Genomic DNA, 19,031 nt, shown 5'->3' on the forward strand with positions numbered 1-19,031 from the left:
CACACCAAAATTACAAATTAATAGACCACTCTAAAAGTCAGATTTATTCGTTCTTTTATTTGCCTAGTGGTTTTAGGTATCTGATGCTGCCAAAAATGTTGTGTTTCCCCTTTCATTAGTAATAGACTGCCATGGGTAAGGAGAATTTTTTGCCTTAATCGTTTGTCATTCTTATGTCTTAGATGAAAAAAGCGTTCTTGTCCTAGACTTATGGAAGCGATTACAGGGTTTTTTCCAAGCTCTGCCTCATCGTCAGAATGCCAACCATTACTATCTTTTCCATCTCTATATAGGTTAAGCAAACAGGTAGTAAAACTAATTTCACTAATTGATTCAATCGCCTCTTTTAATTCCAATAATTCTGAAGTAAATGAGTGTGGGTTCATGGTAATATTGGAGTATGAATACGATTTTCCATTATTACCAAATAGGGCAGTTAATCTAGGCTGTGGATGTATTTTTCCAAAAACTTTAATATTGTCTTGTTGCCAGGGAATGGTGGTTTTTAGGTTCTTAAAATAAGAGTTGGCTTTTTGGTTTTCAATAAAGTTTGGAAAATAACTAATAACTGCATTGGGCAGATTAAACTTAATTTCTTCATTAAATAGTTCTGCCATCAATTAAGTACTGTTTTTAACTGATTTCTATATTCAGAAGGGTTTTGGCCTGTAAATGCCTTGAACGATTTGTTAAAATGTGAAAAGTTATTAAAGCCACTTTCAAAACAAACTTCAGTAATACTCATAGGTTGCTCAGCCAATAATTTTGATGCATGTACTAGTCTATACTCATTTACAAATTGCACAAAGGTTTTATTGGTAATTTTTTTGAAGTACCTACAAAAAGAAGGAACTGTCATACTAACCAAATCAGCAATTTCATCCAAACTAATATCTTCCTTGAAGTTGGTTTTTACATGATTGAAAACTACATTGATGCGGTCATTGTCTTTAACTTCTGCCTCCATAGAGAATCCCTCGGCATTCAACACTTTAAACTCTTCAGAAGAACCAAGTTCATTTAAAATATTTAAAATGGAAAGCAATCGTTGAAAATCTGACTGATATTCTAAAATCTCCATTTTTTCACCAATCTTCTTTTTCGTTTTTCCATAGAATGCAATTCCACTTTTACAGATAGCTAAAAGTTTTTGGATTTTCTTCATTTCTGGGATATCAAAGAAGTTATTACCCAGGAAATCCATTTTCATTTGTATCACAGTTTCGCTTTTATTGCCGGTGAGCTTATCAGTAAAACCACAATGTGGAAGATTAGAGCCAATGAGAATTAAATCACCTTCCCTAAAATATGAAACATGACTTCCTATTTGTCTTTTACCAGAACCTCCATTGATATAAACCAGCTCTAATTCCGGATGAAAATGCCATATACCATTAGTATTTGTTTTGTTTTCATCAAATCTTTGATAGGTGAATGAGTGTCCAAAATCTGGAGCAATTGCTTCAAAAATAGGTTTTTGATTCATAGGGCAATTTTTTCTTTTTCAATAGTAAAGTTAGTCTTGTCTATAGAATTGAATCTATGCAAAATTAACCAAAACATGTTTAAAATTACCCTTTCAGGATGTTTAGGAGGGTTATTTGGTTAAAATTCAACAGAAATAGGAAAAATTTGTAGTAGTTCCGTAATGTGCTTAGGAAGTATGTTTGCAGTGTAAATTAATTACAAATATTAAAAACAACATGTTATGAAGACAATTTTAAAAAATTCAGTAGCAGCAGCCATATTATTAAGTTCAACATTAAGTATGGCGAATGCACCAGAAAACTCTTTTGGTAAGAAAACTAATGCTAAAAATGAGGTTGAAAAGAACATTCTTTCTATTGATTTAGACCCTACCTTTAAAAAGAAAGGTGACAAAGTTCTTGTAAATCTTTTGAACTTGAGTAAAGGTAAAGTGATACTAAAAGTTTATGATAGTGAAGGCAGAATTGTATACAAAGAAAGTTTAGAGGGCGAAATCGTAATTGAAAAAGCCTTTAATTTTAGCAATGCTTACGAAGATGAATATACAGTAGTTGTGGTTGACAAACTTGGTACTTACAAAGAAAAAATAGAAGTAAAGTAGTTCAGTTAATTTTTATTCAGTTTTAGAAAGCCTCAAATTCATTTGGGGCTTTTCTATAACAATTTTTTAAGCTTTTCCCTTTTCTCTTCTCTTATGCTATTATTCACTACGGCTAATTTTACCAATTCTAAATCTTTCTCTTTCTGATTTACCAATTGATTGTACTGTTGAACGGTTAAAGTGCTCTTGCTTTTTTGTTTTAGCTCCAGAATATCACCTTTTTTTACTCTTCCTTCAGTTATAATACGAACATAAGTACCTGGATGTCCATATTCAATAAACTCTTTTATAACCTTATGGTCACCGAACTTTATTCCCAATTTATGGCAAGGCTGTCTAGGTTCGGTTATTTGTACAAGTGCGGTGCCTATTTTAAATAAATCACCAATGCATAACTTATTTTCGTCTAATCCTTCAACTGTAAGATTTTCACCAAACATACCCCAGTCCCAATTTAGGTTTGGATAAAATCCTTTCCAATCACTATAGTAATCTGAAGAAAAAAGATAGCAAGCTTTAAACTCCCCACCATGATGTTTTCTATCGATAACAGTGTCATTTGCAACGTCCTCTTTTTGTAGCAGTAAAGATTCCTCAACAGGTTCTTTGTAAATACCTGTTTGTATCTCTCTCCCACGCCATAAAACGGTTCTTGGTTGGGCTAAATTTGTCGAAATAACTTTCATCTTATGAAAATAAAAAAACCATCACAATCGTGATGGTTTCTCTTGTTAATGTTTAGATGGTTAGTCTTCCTTTTCCAAACGTTTTGTCATTGTATACCCCGTAAATAAACCAACACCGGCCATAAAGAAGATTGTTGCAGGGTATGCTACGTCATCATCAAAACCTGCTGCTTCCATAAGAGAACCTATGAATATACCAAGACCAATGCCCATTAATAAAAGGGCTAGATTTAATAATAGTACTTTCCAGATAGGTGCTGTTCGATTTCCGCCTTTAACAAAAATACTTGCATCTGCCCCTTTTTCTATTAAAGCCAAGCGTTCTTTGTTCCGTGTGGAAAAATAGAGGTAGGCAATTCCAAATATTGCTCCAAAGAAAATTGGTATAATAATTAATTCTGATCCCATAATTATTCGTTTTTAATTGATTAATAAACTCATTTGTCCTTATGACGATGCTTTTTCCAAAAAGGTTACACCCATGAAGTTTTTTTAAATTTATGTAACCTGCACGATTCTTTTTTCGTCCTATATACTAAATGGAACAAAACCTTAACCAGCCAAATGTTCAATTAATACTAAGTGGTGATTCGCAAGAGTTTTCAAAACTTGTGGATGATTACAAGAATTTAGTGTTTACAGTTGCGTTGCGAATGTTGAAGAACCCGGAAGAAGCTGAAGAGGTAGCACAAGATACTTTTATTAAAGTTTTTAAGTCAATTAAAAATTTTAAAGGGGATTCTAAGTTTTCAACATGGATTTATAGAATAACCTATAATACATGCTTAGATAGATTGAAAAAGATAAAGAAAGAACAGAATATTAGTTCATTTGATGAAATATCTGGTTTAGAAATTGCCAATTTAAACACTGTTTTGGATGATATTGAAAGAGGGGAGAAATCCAAATTGCTTAAAAAGTGTATGGAGCTCCTATCGCCAAATGATAGTGCTTTATTATCATTTTTTTATTTTGAAGAAAAAAATTTGAAAGAGCTTTCTAAGATTCTTAGTTTATCTGAAAATACGGTTAAAGTTAGACTCTTTAGAGCACGTGAAAGATTGGGAAGTATATTAAAAGAACGGTTGAACCCAGAGACAATAAGAAATTATGGATAATCAAGAGGAATTAGAAAAGTTGATTGATAACTTAATGGCTTCAGATAGCTTGGAGGTGCCTTCACATGGTTTTACCCAAAAAGTAGTGGAAAAAGCCATTAAGGGTAAAAGTCAACAATTAGAGTATAAGCCTTTGTTACCAAAATGGATATTATCATTGGCAGCAATTTTAATTGTTGGTTTAGTGGTTTATGGTATTGATTTATATGCGACTTCAGGAACTTCAACTTCATATTTTGAAGATTTAAACAAGATAGGTGTATGGTCTTCAGATTTTTTCGCACAATTGAATTTTTCAAAAACTTTGACCTATTCCATTGTAATTTTTGGACTAATGATTTGTCTACATACCCTAGTTCTAAAAAAATACTTTGAGAATAGATTGGCCTAAAACTGAAGATACCAATATGCCCAATACATCAAACCAAATTGTAATGGAATTCTAAGAATAAGAATCCACTTAGGAATCCCTGCTGAAGCTTTTTCACCGGATAGCATATAAAAATGAACCATTAAAAAGACTACTAGCATAGCAATAATACCCCAAATAGCTAAATTCTTGGTTTTAGAAAAACATAGTCCAATTCCTAAAACTATTTCTGCTATTCCACTCCAAAAAACCAAGGCCTTGTGATTGGATAAATACCTTGGCATTATACGCATATAGGCTTTAGGTTTAACAAAGTGCATAATTCCTGCAAAAATATACATACCGGCCATCAGGTATAAATGCCATGGATAGTACATAGTTTATTCTTTAAAGTACCAAAAGGGTACTTGAGCTTCTAATAATGTTTGGGTAGTATCTTTTCGTTTTCTTAATCTGTTGAGTTTTAAAATGTGCATCCCTTCAGGAATATCTCGAATATTTAAGTTGGTCTCAAAGCCTAGTTGCCCTTTATTACTAGTGGTAACTATAAAGTTGCCATCAATTTTTATTGTGTCAATTTTAAAGGAATGGGTTTCGTTAAATAGTTCTAAGTATCTTTTTCTGATACTATCGCGTTGTTTTTTACTATCAAATTGGTCTTCCCAGCTTGTACTAAAATTCACCCCAGAAGATAAACCTCTTAAATCTTTTTTAGGTTTTAAAGTAGAATCATATGCAAAAATTCTGTCCTCTATATTTTCTTTATATGGAATAAAAATAGGCAAATATGGCGTTCTAATAATTTTTGATGGAATTACGACTTCACCAGGGAAGTCGCCATCTTCCGTTAGTAAATCCATGTAATTTTCTTTGTTTGCGAATTGAGACGAAGAATCTCTTTCTTTATCCAAATAATTTGAGTTTTGATACTCTAAAGAAGCAACTATTAGAATGAGCAAATAGATTGGTGTTAATAAAAGAATAAGTCTTTTTCCAAATTTGTTATCTAAAAAATTATATACCAATGGTCTATACAAAAACGACAAGGTAAGGAAGCTAAAAACCCAATAAATCGGAAAATATATTTTTGCTATCCATTTGTTCCTTTTTAACAATCCTTGAGTTACAAAGTCAAAAAAGGTAAAAAACATGCCTGCAACTAAAAATATCATTAGCGGTATGCCTACCCAGTTTGAAACCCAATTTGGTAGATTTTCATTATCAATGATAAAATTTGCAATTAAGACTAAAACAATTATTACAACAGTAAGTGCTAATACATAAAAAATCAATAAGAAAGAAACTGCAAATAGAATACTACAATAGTTTTCTAGACTGCCAATGTAACGGTCAAAAGAAACTATTCGTTTACTCAAGTATTTTTTAAAACGATCTGCATATTTTAGTTTCTCAAATTCTATATCGCCCGAAACATATCTAAGACCTAATGCGCCAATCCAAAGCCCCCTTAAGATTACATGCAATAACAAATTGAAAAGTAGAATGGAGCAAGCGGTAAGGGCTAAAAAATATATTACGAAACTATAAATTTGCTGTTCATTACTGGCCTGAATCATTTCAATTTTTACAGGCTCATAAGCAGTGAAAAGACCAAAAATTGCAAAACCCGAGATGAGTAGTTCTAGTTCCCAACTTTGCTGTTGTAAAGAATCCAATAGCTTTTTAAATGCAGGGCTTTTGTAATCGTTATTCATTGGTTTTCTTGGTTTTGTAAAAACAAGATACTAAAGTTTAGTCTTTAAAACGCCAGAAGGGGATGGTCACTAGCGTGTCGATTTTAATTTTTTTCTTGAAGAGTTGGTTGTCTCCTCGTGGTCCTATTATGTGTAACAAATGCTTTCCATTAGTAATGGACGAAATATCTAAGAAGGTTTCAAATTGAAGACGTCCATCTAAATTGGTAGTATAAATAAATTCCTTTTCTATTGCTGTAGTATCTATAAGTACTTTGTACATCTTATTAACCACATTCAAATATTTTTTTTGCTCATCAATATTTTTGCTGTTATTTATTGAAAAGGTTAGTCCAGGAATCGCCATTTTTCCGCCATTAAATCCATAACCTCTTTCATCATTTGTAGGTGTTAATGAACTATCCTGTTTATATACCGCATTTTCTTTAAATGTGGTGAAGGGTATTTTAAGTGGTAAATAGGAAGTGGTTATCACTTTTGATGGTATAGTGGCAAAATCAACTAAATCTTCGCTCCTATTAATTACATCTTCATAATTACTGGTATTTGCATAAATAGAACTTGAATCTGCATTTGGTGTAAGGTAATTTGAATGTTGTTTTGAGAAAGCACTTAGTAAAAAACTTACTAATAAATAGGTGGGTAAAATAAATGTGGCAAGCCATTTTGTTCTCTTCTGATCTAAAAAATTATAAACCAAGGGGCGGTATAAAAAAGAAAGGGTGACGATACTAAAGAAACGATAAACCGGATAGTAAATCTTTGGCCGTAAGTTGCCTTTTTTTAGTATTCCCATGCCTAAAAAGTCTATGAAAATAAGTAGTGCAAAAGAGAAATAAATAAACCCCCAATAAACATTAAAAACTACTTGCTGGTCGTTGCTTAAAAGACCAGTTATTTCAATTAAACTACTCACTAGCACATAAAAACCAATTACCAACATATAGGCCATAAAATAGAAAACCATTAAAAAGGCAATTGCAAACAGCGTACTACAAATGTTTTCTAATCGGGAAATATACCTATCAAAAGAACCTACTTTTTTTGTAAGGTGTTCGGTAAATTTTTTAGAGTATTGTAGCTCGTCGTAATCAATCTCATTGGAAACATAACGTAGACCTAAAGCTCCAATCCATACTCCTCTTAAAATTACATGGATTAAGAGGACTACAAGTAAAATAGTAAGTGCAGGATAAACGGTTTGTATAAAATAACTGTAAATCCCTTGATCGTTACCAATGGCCTTAGTAAGCTCTTCTTGGAGTGGATTCATTACTTGGAAGAGTCCAAAAATCGCAAAACCTGAAATCAGTAGTTCTAACTGCCAACTTTCTTGTTGTAGTTTGTCAAGTAGTTTTTTAAAAGAAGAACTATTATAATCGTTGCTCATAGGTCTGGTTGATTAGTATTCCAAGATAATGAATTTACATGTTGTCAAGAATATCAAAACTTTTTAACAGACTTTCTTTATAGGTTTTGCTCACTGGAATGGTAATATTGTTATTCATCTGTACTTCAGAATTTGAAAATGATTTTACATTCATTGGATTTATAATGTAAGACCTATGTGCTCTTAAAAACCCATATTCTTGTAATTCTTTTTCAGCTTTCTTCATTCGTTGAAAGCACATATGCTTATTACTCACGGTTACATAGTTAATATACTCGCCTTTTGCTTCTAAATAGAGTATTTCTTGGGGTAATAACCGTATTGTCTTTCCTTCGCTTCTTATAGATAATGGGTGTTGTTGGGTATAATGATTATGATTTAACATTCGGTTGTATTCTTCACGTGCTGCCAAGCCCCATTCGTAGATTGAATAGCTGTATCCCAAAAAAAGAAAGGCTGCAGATGTAAAAAACAAAAATGGAATCGTGCGTCCAGGATAGTGGAAAACTGTCCATTCTGGTAAATGATGTTGTAGTACATGATAAACTATAACCAATCTAAAAAAAGTAAACAAAAGGGTGTAGGACCAAAATCTTAGGTGGGGAAACGTCTTCGCCCTGCTCAATTGCTGATAGCCCAAATAGAACATCCCCATAACTTCAAGAGTTATTAGGAGCGATAACAAGAATGATGGCCAATACGTGAAAAACTGATTATAATAATTGATACTTGCAGCAAGCAAAATGATACCCCAAAAAACAAAACGCTTTCTCAATGTCCAGAACTCTTTCCATTTCGTTGAAAATTGCTTTTGTTTCATTGAAAATAAGATTTAGCTAATACAATAGGCACGAATAATGGAGTTATTTATTGAAGAGTTGGCAGTAAATTAATCTTAAATCTACAAATCATGAAAATAACGTGGATTCTTTTTTTTGTATTACCTATTTTAATGTTTGGTCAAGTAGCACCTAAAAATCCATGGTTGGCCGATTCTCCTTGGCCAATCTACCATACCAATAGTGCCAGACAATCCTATTCTGAGTTTGCTGGACCAACAGACTCTGATTCTGTAGTAGTAAAAATACTCAAAGGGATTAAAGGAGGAACTTCACCATGGACCTATTTCTCTGATCCTTACCCAAACGGTAAAAGAGCTTTATTACAGTCAAATGCTACTCACTTTATGAAGATTCTAAATACTAAAAACGGTCCAAGGATTATTTCAAAGTTTAGAATAGATAAAGATTGGTTAACTAGTTTCAGCTATAATCATTTGCAGATAAAGGGTAACCAATGGTACACTTTTGATCCGAAGTATAACCCAAGGAAGAATATCTCAACTAAGTTGTACAAGCTGGGGGATAAAAACCCCAAGAACCTATATTCACAACTGGAACTAAAAAAGACTTTTGATTTTGGAGACTATGGTATTGGTAAAACCCAACACTCTGGTATTAACTATTTGGGGCAAATAGTATTTGCAAGTGACAATGGTAAAGGAAAATACGGAAAATGTACAGTAGGTATTTTGAGTCAAGATTTAGACTTGTTGGCAAAGATGGATATTCAACAGGTTGCCGATAATGAAATAATTGGGCACAACGGTTTTCCAGTTGATAAAGACAATAGTTTCTATTTGGTGACTACGCATCGTTTAATTCGTATAGATTGGGATGGTCAAAGACTAAGTATTGGCTTTGAAGCTTTTTATGATTTTGTAAATGATGGACCAACTGGTCGATGGGCCGAAGGTAGTGGTACTACTCCTAGTTTGATGGGTTTTGGTGAAGACAGTGATAAATTGGTAGTAATGTCTGATGGGCATGCAAAAAATAATTTGGTGGCTTTTTGGAGGGAAATTCCTGAAGATTGGAAAGGTATCCCAGGAGAAGATATTCGTTTAGCTGGAAAAATTCAATTGCCAGCAGCGGAAGCTTTCAGCAATAAATTTCAGTCTATCGAAAATTCACCTACTGTTTACGAATATGATGTTGGTATAGCTCAATTTAATGGATTTCTAGGCCAAGGTAGCAATACGCTCAAAGGTGTACAGAAAATCCATTGGAATTCAGATGAAAACAAGTTTGAAATTGCATGGGTAAATAAAGACATTAATATGAATGGAGTACTAACCTATAGTGTTGGTTCTAACCTTGTATATGGTAGCGGGAGGGAAGACAATTGTAACTATTACTACTATGGTTTGGACTGGGATACAGGCTTAGTTAAATTTAAAAAGTATCTGGGAAAATCCTGTAAAGCATTAAAAAATCCTTTGGATGATGGGGGATGCAATAATATTATTGATGAAGAAGGAAATATTTATTATGCTGGAGGCGCTTCTTTGGTTAAATTAGAAATTGTAAAACCTGCTTCAGGACAAGAAGAAGATTCAGGAAATATTGAAAACAAAGGTTCTAATGATGAGCAAATTTTATACCCAAATCCGTCTCAAAATTATATCGAAGTAAGCGGTTTTGAAAATGATAAGGGGACAAAAGGACTTATTTTTGATATATCCGGTCAATTAATTGCAGAAAGACCATATGAAGTTCCTTTTTACATTGGCGATTTAAAACCTGGACTTTACTTCTTAAAATTCGATAGTGATTTAAAATCGAAGCCCTTTAAATTTCTAAAGCAATAAAAAACCGCTCTTAGATTCTAAGAGCGGTTTTGTTTTTTAGTGAATCTTTGAGGGAATGATAGACTACTTAATCATTTCGTAACTGCGATTAATAAAATTGGTCAATTCCTCACCCTTTAAAAGTCCTTTGGACAATCGTGCTAAATCTAATGACTGATTAATTAAACGTTCCCTTTTTTTTGCAGTTTTGGTGTTTAAGATTTCACCCACTAGCTCGTGGTTGGTGTTAACGATAAGATTGAACATATCTGGCATATTGCCCATACCAAACATTCCACCGCCACCTGTCTGCTGCATATCTTTCATACGACGCATAAACTCAGGTTCAGTGATAATAAAAGGTTGTGATGAACTATCCATAGCTTCCAATTGAACGGTAAATCCAGATTTAGGATCAATAACTTTTTCAATTTCGCCTTTCAGTTTTTCTTTTTCATCGTCAGACAACTTAGAAATTGCGGTATCCTCTTTTTTGATGAGGTTGTCAATATGGTCAGCATCTACACGGGCAAATGAAATCTTCTCTTTGGAAGTTTCCAATTTTTGCATTAGATGCGGAACAATAGGAGAATCTAAAAGTAGGACTTCATAGCCTTTGGCTTTAGCTCCTTCTATATAACTATGTTGTGCTTCTTTATCTGAGGCATAAAGAATGACCATTTTATCATCCTTATCTGTTTGGTTGGCCTTAATCTTCGTTTCTAACTCTTCAAAAGTATAGTAAGTGCCATCTACTGTTGGGTATAGTGCGAACTTATCTGCTTTTTCAAAGAACTTATCCTCAGAAAGCATTCCATACTCAATAACTACCTTGATGTCGTTCCATTTTTGTTCGAAGTCTTCACGATTGTTTTTGAACAGAGAACTTAACTTATCTGCTACTTTTTTAGTGATGTAAGATGAAATTTTCTTAACTGCTCCGTCTGCTTGTAAATACGAACGAGAAACATTCAAAGGAATATCTGGAGAATCAATAACTCCACGTAGCATAGTCAAAAATTCGGGTACTATACCTTCAACATTATCCGTAACAAAAACTTGATTTTGATATAGTTGAATTTTGTCTTTCTGAATGTTCAGGTCATTGGTCAACTTAGGGAAGTATAAGATACCAGTTAAGTTAAATGGGTAATCTACATTCAAATGAATGTTGAACAAAGGCTCTTCAAATTGCATTGGATACAATTCCCTGTAAAAACCTTTGTAATCTTCCTCTTTTAAATCTGCTGGTTTCTTGGTCCAAGCAGGATTTGGATTGTTGATAATGTCATCAACAGTAATCTGTTTGTGTGGTTCAGTAGTTTCTTTTCCGTCCTTGTCTTTTGTGGTTTTAGGCTTATGCTCAGGATCGTTGATTTCCTTTGTTCCAAATTTAATCGGAATAGGCATAAACTTATTATACTTATTTAAAAGCTCACGGATTCTTGCCTCCTCTAAAAACTCTGTAGAATCTTCAGCAACATGCAGTATAATTTCTGTCCCTCTGTCTTGTTTTTTAGCTTTTTTAAGCTCAAATTGTGGAGAACCATCACAAGACCAATGAACAGCTGGTTCATCTTTAAAGCTCTTGGTGATAATTTCTACTTTTTCAGCAACCATAAAGGCTGAATAGAATCCAAGTCCAAAATGACCAATAATGCCAGTGTCCTTACCAGCATCTTTATACTTATCTAAAAACTCTTCAGCACCTGAAAATGCGACCTCGTTAATATATTTTTTAACTTCTTCTTCAGTCATCCCTATACCTTGGTCAATGATATGAACTTTCTTGTTATCCTTATCGACTTTGATTTCAATCTGTGGATTACCGTATTCAACTTTAGCTTCTCCTATAGCGGCAAGATGCTTTAGTTTAAGTGTCGCATCTGTCGCATTAGAAATTAACTCCCGTAAAAATATTTCGTGGTCACTATAAAGAAATTTTTTGATTAGTGGGAAAATGTTTTCTACTGAAACATTGATTTTACCTTTAGCCATACTATTTCGAATTTTATTTTTTATTTCAACAAATGCTGAAACCTAATTATACTATTTGGCATTAAGCTTTTCAAAAAAAGTACCATAGCATAAAAAGATGACAAACTGACATCAATACTTTGGTTAGTTATTTTAATACTGAAAAGTTTAACATAAATTTTGTTTAATATATTTTTAATATAATTAAACATTAATTATTTTTACATTGTTGTAAGGAAAAACTCTGCTATGAAAAAGTAAAAGTTACAACGAGTTTGTTTATTTATTGGTTAGGTTGTTGAAAACGTGTTCTTGCTAAAGAACACGTTTTCTTTTTTGTTAGATTATTAACAGAAATAGTGTTTATAATATTGTAAATTTGTTTTAACAAAAAATCTAGAAATGGCTACTAAAGCGAGTACAGCGAAAATAACCGACGATAAGATAATAGGTCTATATATGGATTATGTTTTGGAACATGAGACATATCCTAAGTCTATATTTAAGTTTTGTAAGCAAAATAAAATTAAAGAGGAGGAATTCTATTCTTTTTTTGGTTCTTTTGAATCATTACAAAAATCCATATGGAACAAATTTCACTCAAATACATTAAACCTATCAAACAAGAATAAGGAGTACGGAAGCTTTAGCAATAAGGACAAAATGCTTACCTACTTTTACACTTTTTTCGAACTATTGACTTTAAACAGAAGTTACGTTTTATTCACTTTGGATGGCAATCGCAAAATGTTGGATAAAATGAGTGAGTTAAAAGAACTTAGAACGCACTTAAAGGAGTTTGCGAGCGAACTTATTGAAGAAGGTAATGCAGACAAGACCTTAAAAATCACAAAGCAAAGCCCAAGGATTTTTTCAGAAGGTGCATGGGTTCAATTCCTTTTCCTTTTAAAATTCTGGATGGACGATTCTTCTCCTGGATTTGTAAAAACAGATTTGGCAATAGAGAAATCTGTTGCCACAATTTTTGATGTTTTTGATAATACACCTCTGGACAGCATTATTGATTTTGGTAAATTTTTATACAAGGAAAACTTCGCATAATTTTATATGAAAACACTGGATAAAATCCCTACGGGAAAGATAGAACGTGCAGGAAAATTGGTAAAAACCGGTGTTAAAATTGGTGGTAATTATGCCAAATATTACAGCAAGAAATTAGTTAACCCTAGTTTAACTAAAGACGAGCTTAATGAAGATAATGCCGGTGACATTTATGATGGTTTAAAAAGTTTAAAGGGTAGTGCTTTAAAGGTGGCTCAGATGTTGAGTATGGAGAAAAACTTACTCCCCAATGCTTACGTTGAGAAATTCTCCCTTTCACAATTTTCAGTTCCCCCACTTTCTGCTCCCTTAGTCAGAAAAACGTTCAAAAAATATTTAGGAAAATATCCAGAAGATATTTTTGACTCTTTTGAGAGAGATTCTGTTAATGCTGCAAGTATAGGGCAGGTGCATAAGGCGACAAAAGGCGATAAAAAACTTGCTGTCAAGATTCAATATCCGGGTGTTGCAGAAAGTATTAGTAGCGATTTGGCAATAGTGAAGCCAATCGCTATAAGAATGTTCAATCTGCAAGGAAAAGATTCAGATAAATATTTTAAAGAAGTTGAAAACAAATTGGTTGAAGAAACCAATTATATTTTGGAATTGCAACAAAGCAAAGAGATTACTGAGGCCTGTTCTGTTATACCTAATATGGAATTTCCAAAATATTACAAAGAATTGTCCAGTGAGCGAATCATAACCATGGATTGGATGAAAGGCAAACACCTTAGTGAGTTTGCCAAAACTGGATTTACAGATGAAGTTGGCAATAAGCTGGGACAGGCACTTTGGAACTTTTATATGTATCAGATACATGGCTTAAGAAAGGTACATGCGGATCCACATCCTGGTAATTTTTTGGTAAGCTCAAGAAATACCTTAATCGCCATAGATTTTGGTTGTATCAAGGAAATTCCTGATGAGTTTTATATCCCTTATTTTGAATTGGCTAAAAAGGAGAACATCAATAATGACGAGGTCTTTATGGAAAAGTTGTATGAACTTGAAATATTGACCCCAACGGACTCACAAAAAGAACTTGAATTCTTTAAAGCGTTATTTAAAGAGATGTTGAGCTTGTTCACTTCACCATTCCATGAAGAAGAGTTTGACTTTGGTTCAGACTTATTTTGGTCTAAAATAGCAGACTTAAGTGAACGTTACTCGAAAGATGAACAGATTCGTAAAATGAACGGTAACCGTGGCTCAAAGCACTTTTTATATATGAATCGAACGTTTTTTGGATTATATAACTTACTTCATGATTTAGAAGCTAAGGTAATCGTAAACGATTTTAGGCAGTATTTATCTTAATTTACTATTTATCTTTCCCGATAGGATCAGCTAATTCAATTTTTTCGGAAGAATCTGCCTGTTTTACATATTTTTCTAACCATTGATCCTGTTCCCACAGCAAATGTAAAATACTTTCTTTTGCTCTATACCCATGACTTTCTTTAGGGAACATGACTAATCGCACAGTAGCCCCCAACCCTTTTAGTGCATTAAAATAACGTTCACTTTGCATAGGGTAAGTACCAGAATTATTATCCGCCTCGCCATGGACTAATAGCAATGGGGTTTTCATTTTATCTGCGTGCATGAATGGTGACATATTATAGTACACTTCTGGTGCTTCCCAATAATTTCTTTCCTCGCTTTGAAAGCCAAAAGGGGTCAATGTTCTATTGTAGGCACCGCTTCTAGCAATACCTGCAGCAAAAAGATTAGAATGTGATAACAAATTGGCTACCATAAAGGCTCCATAACTATGGCCGCCTACCGCTACTTTTTTTCTATCAATATATCCCATATTATGAACTGCATCTATTGCCGCTTTACCATTAGCGACCAATTGGGTTCTGAAACTATCGTTTGGCTGCTCGTCACCTTCGCCAATTATTGGAAATGCAGCATCATCTAACACTACATAGCCTTTGGTCACCCAATAAATAGGCGAGCCCCAATATGGGTATGTAAATTCATTGGGATTTTGCGTGTTTTGAGAAGCACTGTTCTTGTCTTTGTATTCTCTTGGATATGCCCATAGTATCATGGGTTTTTTTTCCTTTTTAGACTTGTCGTATCCCACAGGTAGGTATAAAGTACCGCTAAGTTCAAGTCCATCATCACGTTTATAGTTGATTACTTCTTTGTGCACATTTTGAAGGCTTTTAAATGGATTTTCAAAATAGGTCAATTGCCTAGCACCTCTTCTTTTAACCAAGCTTTTGTAATAATAGTTTGGATATTCACTTGGTGATTCAATACGAACTAATAGCTCATCTTTAGTAGCATTATAATTAATAAGATTTTCTTTCTTGCCTTCTAATTTGGAAGTATAAAGTCTTGTTTTTTCCAACGACTCTAAATTCATTCTTTCCACAAATGGGAATTGCCCTTCAGAGGTATGGCCATCACCTAAAAGGTAGGCACTATTGTTGTCCAAAGCCAACACTCTCATTCCATTTTTGTTTCTCTTGGTAACAAAGTCTCCAGGGTCACTATATGCATCCTGATAATTTCGGTCAGACAGTATTTTAGATTCCTTTGAGGTGTCTGAAGGGTCAAAAAGATAAGTTTTAGTATTTCGATTGTTCCACCAATAATCGTATGCAATGGCTAAATTATCGTTCCCCCATTGAATCCAACTAAATCTGTTTTTTGTTTTTAAAATGCTTTTTCCTTTTTCCTTAAAAGGTGCATCTAATTGAAAAACTTCATCCCTATATGCAACTTCTTTTTCGGGGTCGCCTTGATCTAGTGCTTCAACATAAATCAAGCTAGCCGGTTTGTCATTACGCCAAGTTAAATTGCGTTTGCCCATACGAACTGCCATAAAACCTTTTGGCAAATCTTCAATTAGCGGTACTTCTAAAAGTGTGTTGACCAAATTGCCATCTTTATTATAGATTGATGTCTTCGAAGGAAAACGGTAATATGGTACGAGATAAGAAAAAGGCTTTTGAACATCAACAACCATAACATATTCTCCATTTGGAGAAAAACTGATGTTGCTATACATTGCGGCATCAAGCCATTCAGTTTTTGAGCCGTCCAAACCCACTTTATATAGTTCTGACCTTGCTAATTGTTCAAAGTTAAATTCGTCATTTGGGTTTTTTAATAGGTCTTGATAGGTTCTATTCTGTGCTTTTTTTCCATCATTAGATGAAATTGTTGGCCCCACAGGTACTGCTTCATTAACATTTACTAAGTCTTTTCGATCATTTGGCAACATCTTGACCAGAATAGATTGACTATCCTTGAACCAATTAATGACGTCACGCATATTGGCATTTACATTGGCATCTGTAAGTTTTATCATTTCAGCCTTTCTTAAATCTAAAACCCAAATCTCAACGCCATTGGTCGTGGTATTGGTTACGGCGATTTTTGACTGATCTGGCGACCATGTAAAATTTGCTAACCTAGGGTTATTGGGCATATTTGAGACTTCAGATACTTTGTTGTTGCTCGTTTCTTTAAGCTTAATGTTGTTATAATAATTGGTTCTACTACCAATATTGGTTTTGGGATTAATTCTAAGACCAGCTAGGCGAAGTTCTGTTTCTGAAAGCTCAGCTATACTTTTATAGTAATCCCGATATAAAAAGACCGTATGTTTACCGTCTTCAGTTAGAAGCACCGAAGGTGCTATGGGAGCATCAACTAAATCTAGAATTTCTTTTGACGGCTTTTGGTAGTTGAGATTTTCTTGGGAAAATACTAATATGGTTGATAGAAGGGCAAAAAGAAATACAGCTTTTTTCATTTGATGAATTTATAGTGTTTAAGAAGAAGGAATACCAGCTTTCTAAAGTTACGATTTTTAGGTCAAATGAAATAATGTTAAATAGCTTTTACTACTATTTTTTTGACATGAAATTAGATCTCCGAATATAAATTGTTACTTTTCAGAATTAAAATGGAATGGTTTTGCTGTTTCTAGTAAATAATCTATTATGTACAATTCTAAAATTATAGGTTTAGGTCACTATGTTCCAGATAATGTTGTTACCAATGATGACCTTTCAAAGTTGATGGATACCAATGACGAATGGATTCAGGAACGAACAGGTATCAAAGAGCGACGCCATGTCATTAAAGGAGAAGATACAACCACTACCATGGGTGTTAGAGCAGCGAAGATTGCTATTGAACGTGCTGGCATTGATAAGGATGATATCGATTTCATCATTTTTGCCACCTTAAGTCCAGATTATTACTTTCCTGGACCTGGTGTTTTGGTACAACGTGATTTGGGAATAAAAACCGTTGGAGCTCTTGATGTAAGAAATCAGTGTTCTGGATTCGTCTATGGAATATCCGTTGCAGATCAATATGTAAAAACTGGAATGTATAAAAATGTATTGGTCATTGGTTCCGAAGTACATTCTACCGGCTTGGATATGACAACTAGGGGTAGAGGTGTTTCCGTTATTTTTGGAGATGGTGCTGGAGCTGCAGTTGTAAGCAGGGAAGAAGATACCACAAAGGGGATTCTATCCACACACTTGCACTCCGAAGGCCAACATGCAGAGGAACTTTCATTGATTGCACCAGGAATGGGGAAACGTTGGGTTACGGACATTATTGAAGACAATGACCCCAATGACGAATCTTATTTTCCATATATGAATGGTCAATTTGTATTTAAAAACGCTGTAGTTCGTTTTAGTGAGGTTATTATGGAAGGTTTGCAGACAAATGGATTAAATCCATCAGACATTAATATGTTGGTTCCACACCAAGCTAATCTTAGAATTTCACAGTTTGTACAAAAGAAGTTTGGTCTTTCTAATGACCAAGTCTATAACAATATCATGGACTATGGCAATACTACTGCAGCATCAATACCAATTGCCTTGACCGAAGCTTGGGAAAAAGGTAAAATTAACGATGGTAACTTGGTCGTACTTGCAGCTTTTGGTAGTGGATTCACCTGGGGAAGCGTTATTATTAGATGGTAAAAAAGAAACCCCAACTTTATGTCGGGGTCTTATTGACTTTTTGATTAAGCACTAACCAACCAATTGCCGTCTCAAAAATGTCAATTTTATTAAAAGGCATGTTTATGTATTCGTCTTTGTTATTTAATAGACGACATTATGAACACCATGTTACATTATAGTCTGGGTTTAACAATTATTAAGTAAAATAAAAAAGCTCAAGTAAAGTATGATATAAAAAGTAACCCTGACCTCAATAAAGAGGGTCAGGGTTTTTCATTGATAAGCTATACTAAACACTAACCATTAACTATAAAAAATACAGTCTTACCAATGATTAAGTTTTAACTCTATTACCAATAGACGATATTTTTTCAAAATCGTTACGACTTTTAACCTAGTTTAACAGATAAATAACAAATGAAAACAACTTTAGTTTTTGGAGCATCCTTAAAACCAAACAGATATAGCAATATAGCTATTCATCGCTTACTGGAAAATAACATTAAAACAGAAGCATTTGGGTTAAAATCCGGGCAGGTAGGTTCCGTGCAAATTAAAACCAATTTGGACAATTTTGAAAATATTGATACCATTACACTATACATGAACCCAACTCGGCAAAGCGAGTATTACTATCAAATTATCAAATTAGAACCCAAAAGAGTCATTTTTAATCCTGGGACAGAAACCCAGAATTTTATGAACTCCTTAAAAAAGCTGAAATTAAAGTTGAGGTTGCCTGCACTTTGGTATTATTGGCAACAGGGCAATATTAATAAAAGAAAAGTTTTAGTCACTATTCTTCTGGCAATGCATCAAATTCATTTCTTTTATTTTGAAACCAAGCCTGTATCGCTTCAGGAGATTCCATTAATGTTTTCATAGCGATCATAGCTTCTAGATGAGCAGCATCTTTTTTCTGGAACATGTCCATGCCATGCCTTTTGCTTAATTCAGCTATTTCTTCAAAGGTATTTGCGCTAAACTCAACATCACAAGCGCCACCCAATTGTTTACAGGTCATTGTTTTCATAGTG

At 33.7% G+C, this 19,031-nt stretch carries 18 protein-coding genes and 1 pseudogene; 8 read left to right on the forward strand and 11 right to left on the reverse strand.

All coding sequences use genetic code 11. From position 1 onward, the window contains the following. Positions 1–17: 17 nt before the first annotated feature. Positions 18–617 (reverse strand): alpha-ketoglutarate-dependent dioxygenase AlkB family protein, encoded by a 600-nt coding sequence (locus tag AACP56_RS14895; RefSeq protein WP_339337708.1) that lies wholly within the window; start codon positions 615–617, stop codon positions 18–20. Beyond that, the gene (locus tag AACP56_RS14900; protein WP_339337709.1) at positions 617–1,486 is read right to left on the reverse strand and encodes an AraC family transcriptional regulator; all 870 of its coding nucleotides are present in this window, start codon (positions 1,484–1,486) and stop codon (positions 617–619) included. The genes AACP56_RS14895 and AACP56_RS14900 overlap by 1 nt, the downstream gene beginning before the upstream one ends. A gap of 222 nt (positions 1,487–1,708) precedes the next feature. Between AACP56_RS14900 and AACP56_RS14905 the strand changes: the two genes are divergently transcribed. Then, complete coding sequence (locus AACP56_RS14905) at positions 1,709–2,089, forward strand: hypothetical protein (RefSeq protein WP_339337710.1); 381 nt, start codon at positions 1,709–1,711, stop codon at positions 2,087–2,089. Positions 2,090–2,142: 53 nt separating this feature from the next. Here the strand turns inward: AACP56_RS14905 and AACP56_RS14910 are convergent, their stop codons facing one another. Together AACP56_RS14910 and AACP56_RS14915 are read right to left on the reverse strand one after the other, a co-directional pair. Continuing rightward, the gene (locus tag AACP56_RS14910; RefSeq protein WP_339337711.1) at positions 2,143–2,775 is read right to left on the reverse strand and encodes an MOSC domain-containing protein; all 633 of its coding nucleotides are present in this window, start codon (positions 2,773–2,775) and stop codon (positions 2,143–2,145) included. Between the two features lie 60 nt (positions 2,776–2,835). Further along, positions 2,836–3,183, reverse strand: a complete 348-nt coding sequence (locus tag AACP56_RS14915; protein WP_339337712.1) for a DUF6249 domain-containing protein — start codon at positions 3,181–3,183, stop codon at positions 2,836–2,838. A 131-nt stretch (positions 3,184–3,314) separates the two neighbouring features. On the opposite strand from AACP56_RS14915, the gene AACP56_RS14920 reads away from it, so the two are divergent. Together AACP56_RS14920 and AACP56_RS14925 are read left to right on the forward strand one after the other, a co-directional pair. Further along, positions 3,315–3,893 carry an RNA polymerase sigma factor gene (locus AACP56_RS14920; protein ID WP_339337713.1) on the forward strand — a complete coding sequence of 193 codons (579 nt, stop codon included), beginning with the start codon at positions 3,315–3,317 and terminating at the stop codon, positions 3,891–3,893. Continuing rightward, the gene (locus AACP56_RS14925) at positions 3,886–4,284 is read left to right on the forward strand and encodes a hypothetical protein (protein WP_339337714.1); all 399 of its coding nucleotides are present in this window, start codon (positions 3,886–3,888) and stop codon (positions 4,282–4,284) included. Before AACP56_RS14920 ends, AACP56_RS14925 begins: the two co-directional genes overlap by 8 nt. On the opposite strand, the gene AACP56_RS14930 is transcribed toward AACP56_RS14925, so the two are convergent. Genes AACP56_RS14930 through AACP56_RS14945 form a run of 4 tightly spaced genes read right to left on the reverse strand, consistent with a single transcriptional unit; the run spans position 4,281 to position 8,188 of the window. After that, a complete protein-coding gene (locus AACP56_RS14930; RefSeq protein WP_339337715.1) occupies positions 4,281–4,640 on the reverse strand; it encodes a DoxX family protein in 360 nt (119 codons plus the stop codon). The genes AACP56_RS14925 and AACP56_RS14930 overlap by 4 nt on opposite strands. A 3-nt stretch (positions 4,641–4,643) precedes the next feature. Then, positions 4,644–5,978, reverse strand: a complete 1,335-nt coding sequence (locus AACP56_RS14935; protein ID WP_339337716.1) for a hypothetical protein — start codon at positions 5,976–5,978, stop codon at positions 4,644–4,646. 37 nt (positions 5,979–6,015) lie between these two features. Then, entirely contained in the window at positions 6,016–7,368 is a 1,353-nt protein-coding gene (locus AACP56_RS14940) for a hypothetical protein (protein ID WP_339337717.1), read from the reverse strand. A 34-nt stretch (positions 7,369–7,402) separates the two neighbouring features. Continuing rightward, positions 7,403–8,188 carry a LytR/AlgR family response regulator transcription factor gene (locus AACP56_RS14945; protein ID WP_339337718.1) on the reverse strand — a complete coding sequence of 262 codons (786 nt, stop codon included), beginning with the start codon at positions 8,186–8,188 and terminating at the stop codon, positions 7,403–7,405. 90 nt (positions 8,189–8,278) lie between these two features. On the opposite strand from AACP56_RS14945, the gene AACP56_RS14950 reads away from it, so the two are divergent. Then, positions 8,279–10,018: a T9SS type A sorting domain-containing protein gene (locus tag AACP56_RS14950; protein WP_339337719.1), complete on the forward strand. Its 1,740-nt coding sequence runs from the start codon at positions 8,279–8,281 to the stop codon at positions 10,016–10,018. 63 nt (positions 10,019–10,081) lie between these two features. On the opposite strand, the gene htpG is transcribed toward AACP56_RS14950, so the two are convergent. Beyond that, positions 10,082–11,995, reverse strand: coding sequence for a molecular chaperone HtpG (gene htpG / locus AACP56_RS14955; protein ID WP_339337720.1), 1,914 nt, complete (start codon positions 11,993–11,995; stop codon positions 10,082–10,084). A 381-nt stretch (positions 11,996–12,376) separates the two neighbouring features. Here htpG and AACP56_RS14960 point away from each other — a divergent pair, with 381 nt between their 5' ends. Beyond that, a complete protein-coding gene (locus AACP56_RS14960) occupies positions 12,377–13,036 on the forward strand; it encodes a TetR family transcriptional regulator C-terminal domain-containing protein (protein WP_339337721.1) in 660 nt (219 codons plus the stop codon). Between the two features lie 6 nt (positions 13,037–13,042). Continuing rightward, positions 13,043–14,353, forward strand: coding sequence for an ABC1 kinase family protein (locus tag AACP56_RS14965; RefSeq protein ID WP_339337722.1), 1,311 nt, complete (start codon positions 13,043–13,045; stop codon positions 14,351–14,353). A 4-nt stretch (positions 14,354–14,357) separates the two neighbouring features. Here the strand turns inward: AACP56_RS14965 and AACP56_RS14970 are convergent, their stop codons facing one another. Further along, positions 14,358–16,814 carry an alpha/beta hydrolase family protein gene (locus AACP56_RS14970; protein WP_339337723.1) on the reverse strand — a complete coding sequence of 819 codons (2,457 nt, stop codon included), beginning with the start codon at positions 16,812–16,814 and terminating at the stop codon, positions 14,358–14,360. Positions 16,815–17,004: 190 nt separating this feature from the next. Here AACP56_RS14970 and AACP56_RS14975 point away from each other — a divergent pair, with 190 nt between their 5' ends. Next, positions 17,005–18,012: a 3-oxoacyl-ACP synthase III family protein gene (locus AACP56_RS14975; RefSeq protein WP_339337724.1), complete on the forward strand. Its 1,008-nt coding sequence runs from the start codon at positions 17,005–17,007 to the stop codon at positions 18,010–18,012. 399 nt (positions 18,013–18,411) lie between these two features. Beyond that, a pseudogene (locus tag AACP56_RS14980) lies at positions 18,412–18,770 on the forward strand (CoA-binding protein). A 20-nt stretch (positions 18,771–18,790) separates the two neighbouring features. Here AACP56_RS14980 and AACP56_RS14985 read toward each other — a convergent pair. Next, entirely contained in the window at positions 18,791–19,027 is a 237-nt protein-coding gene (locus AACP56_RS14985) for a DUF1059 domain-containing protein (protein ID WP_339337725.1), read from the reverse strand. Between the last annotated feature and the right edge of the window lie 4 nt (positions 19,028–19,031).

Source organism: Croceitalea sp. MTPC6 (assembly GCF_036985525.1).
Lineage (GTDB): Bacteria > Bacteroidota > Bacteroidia > Flavobacteriales > Flavobacteriaceae > Croceitalea.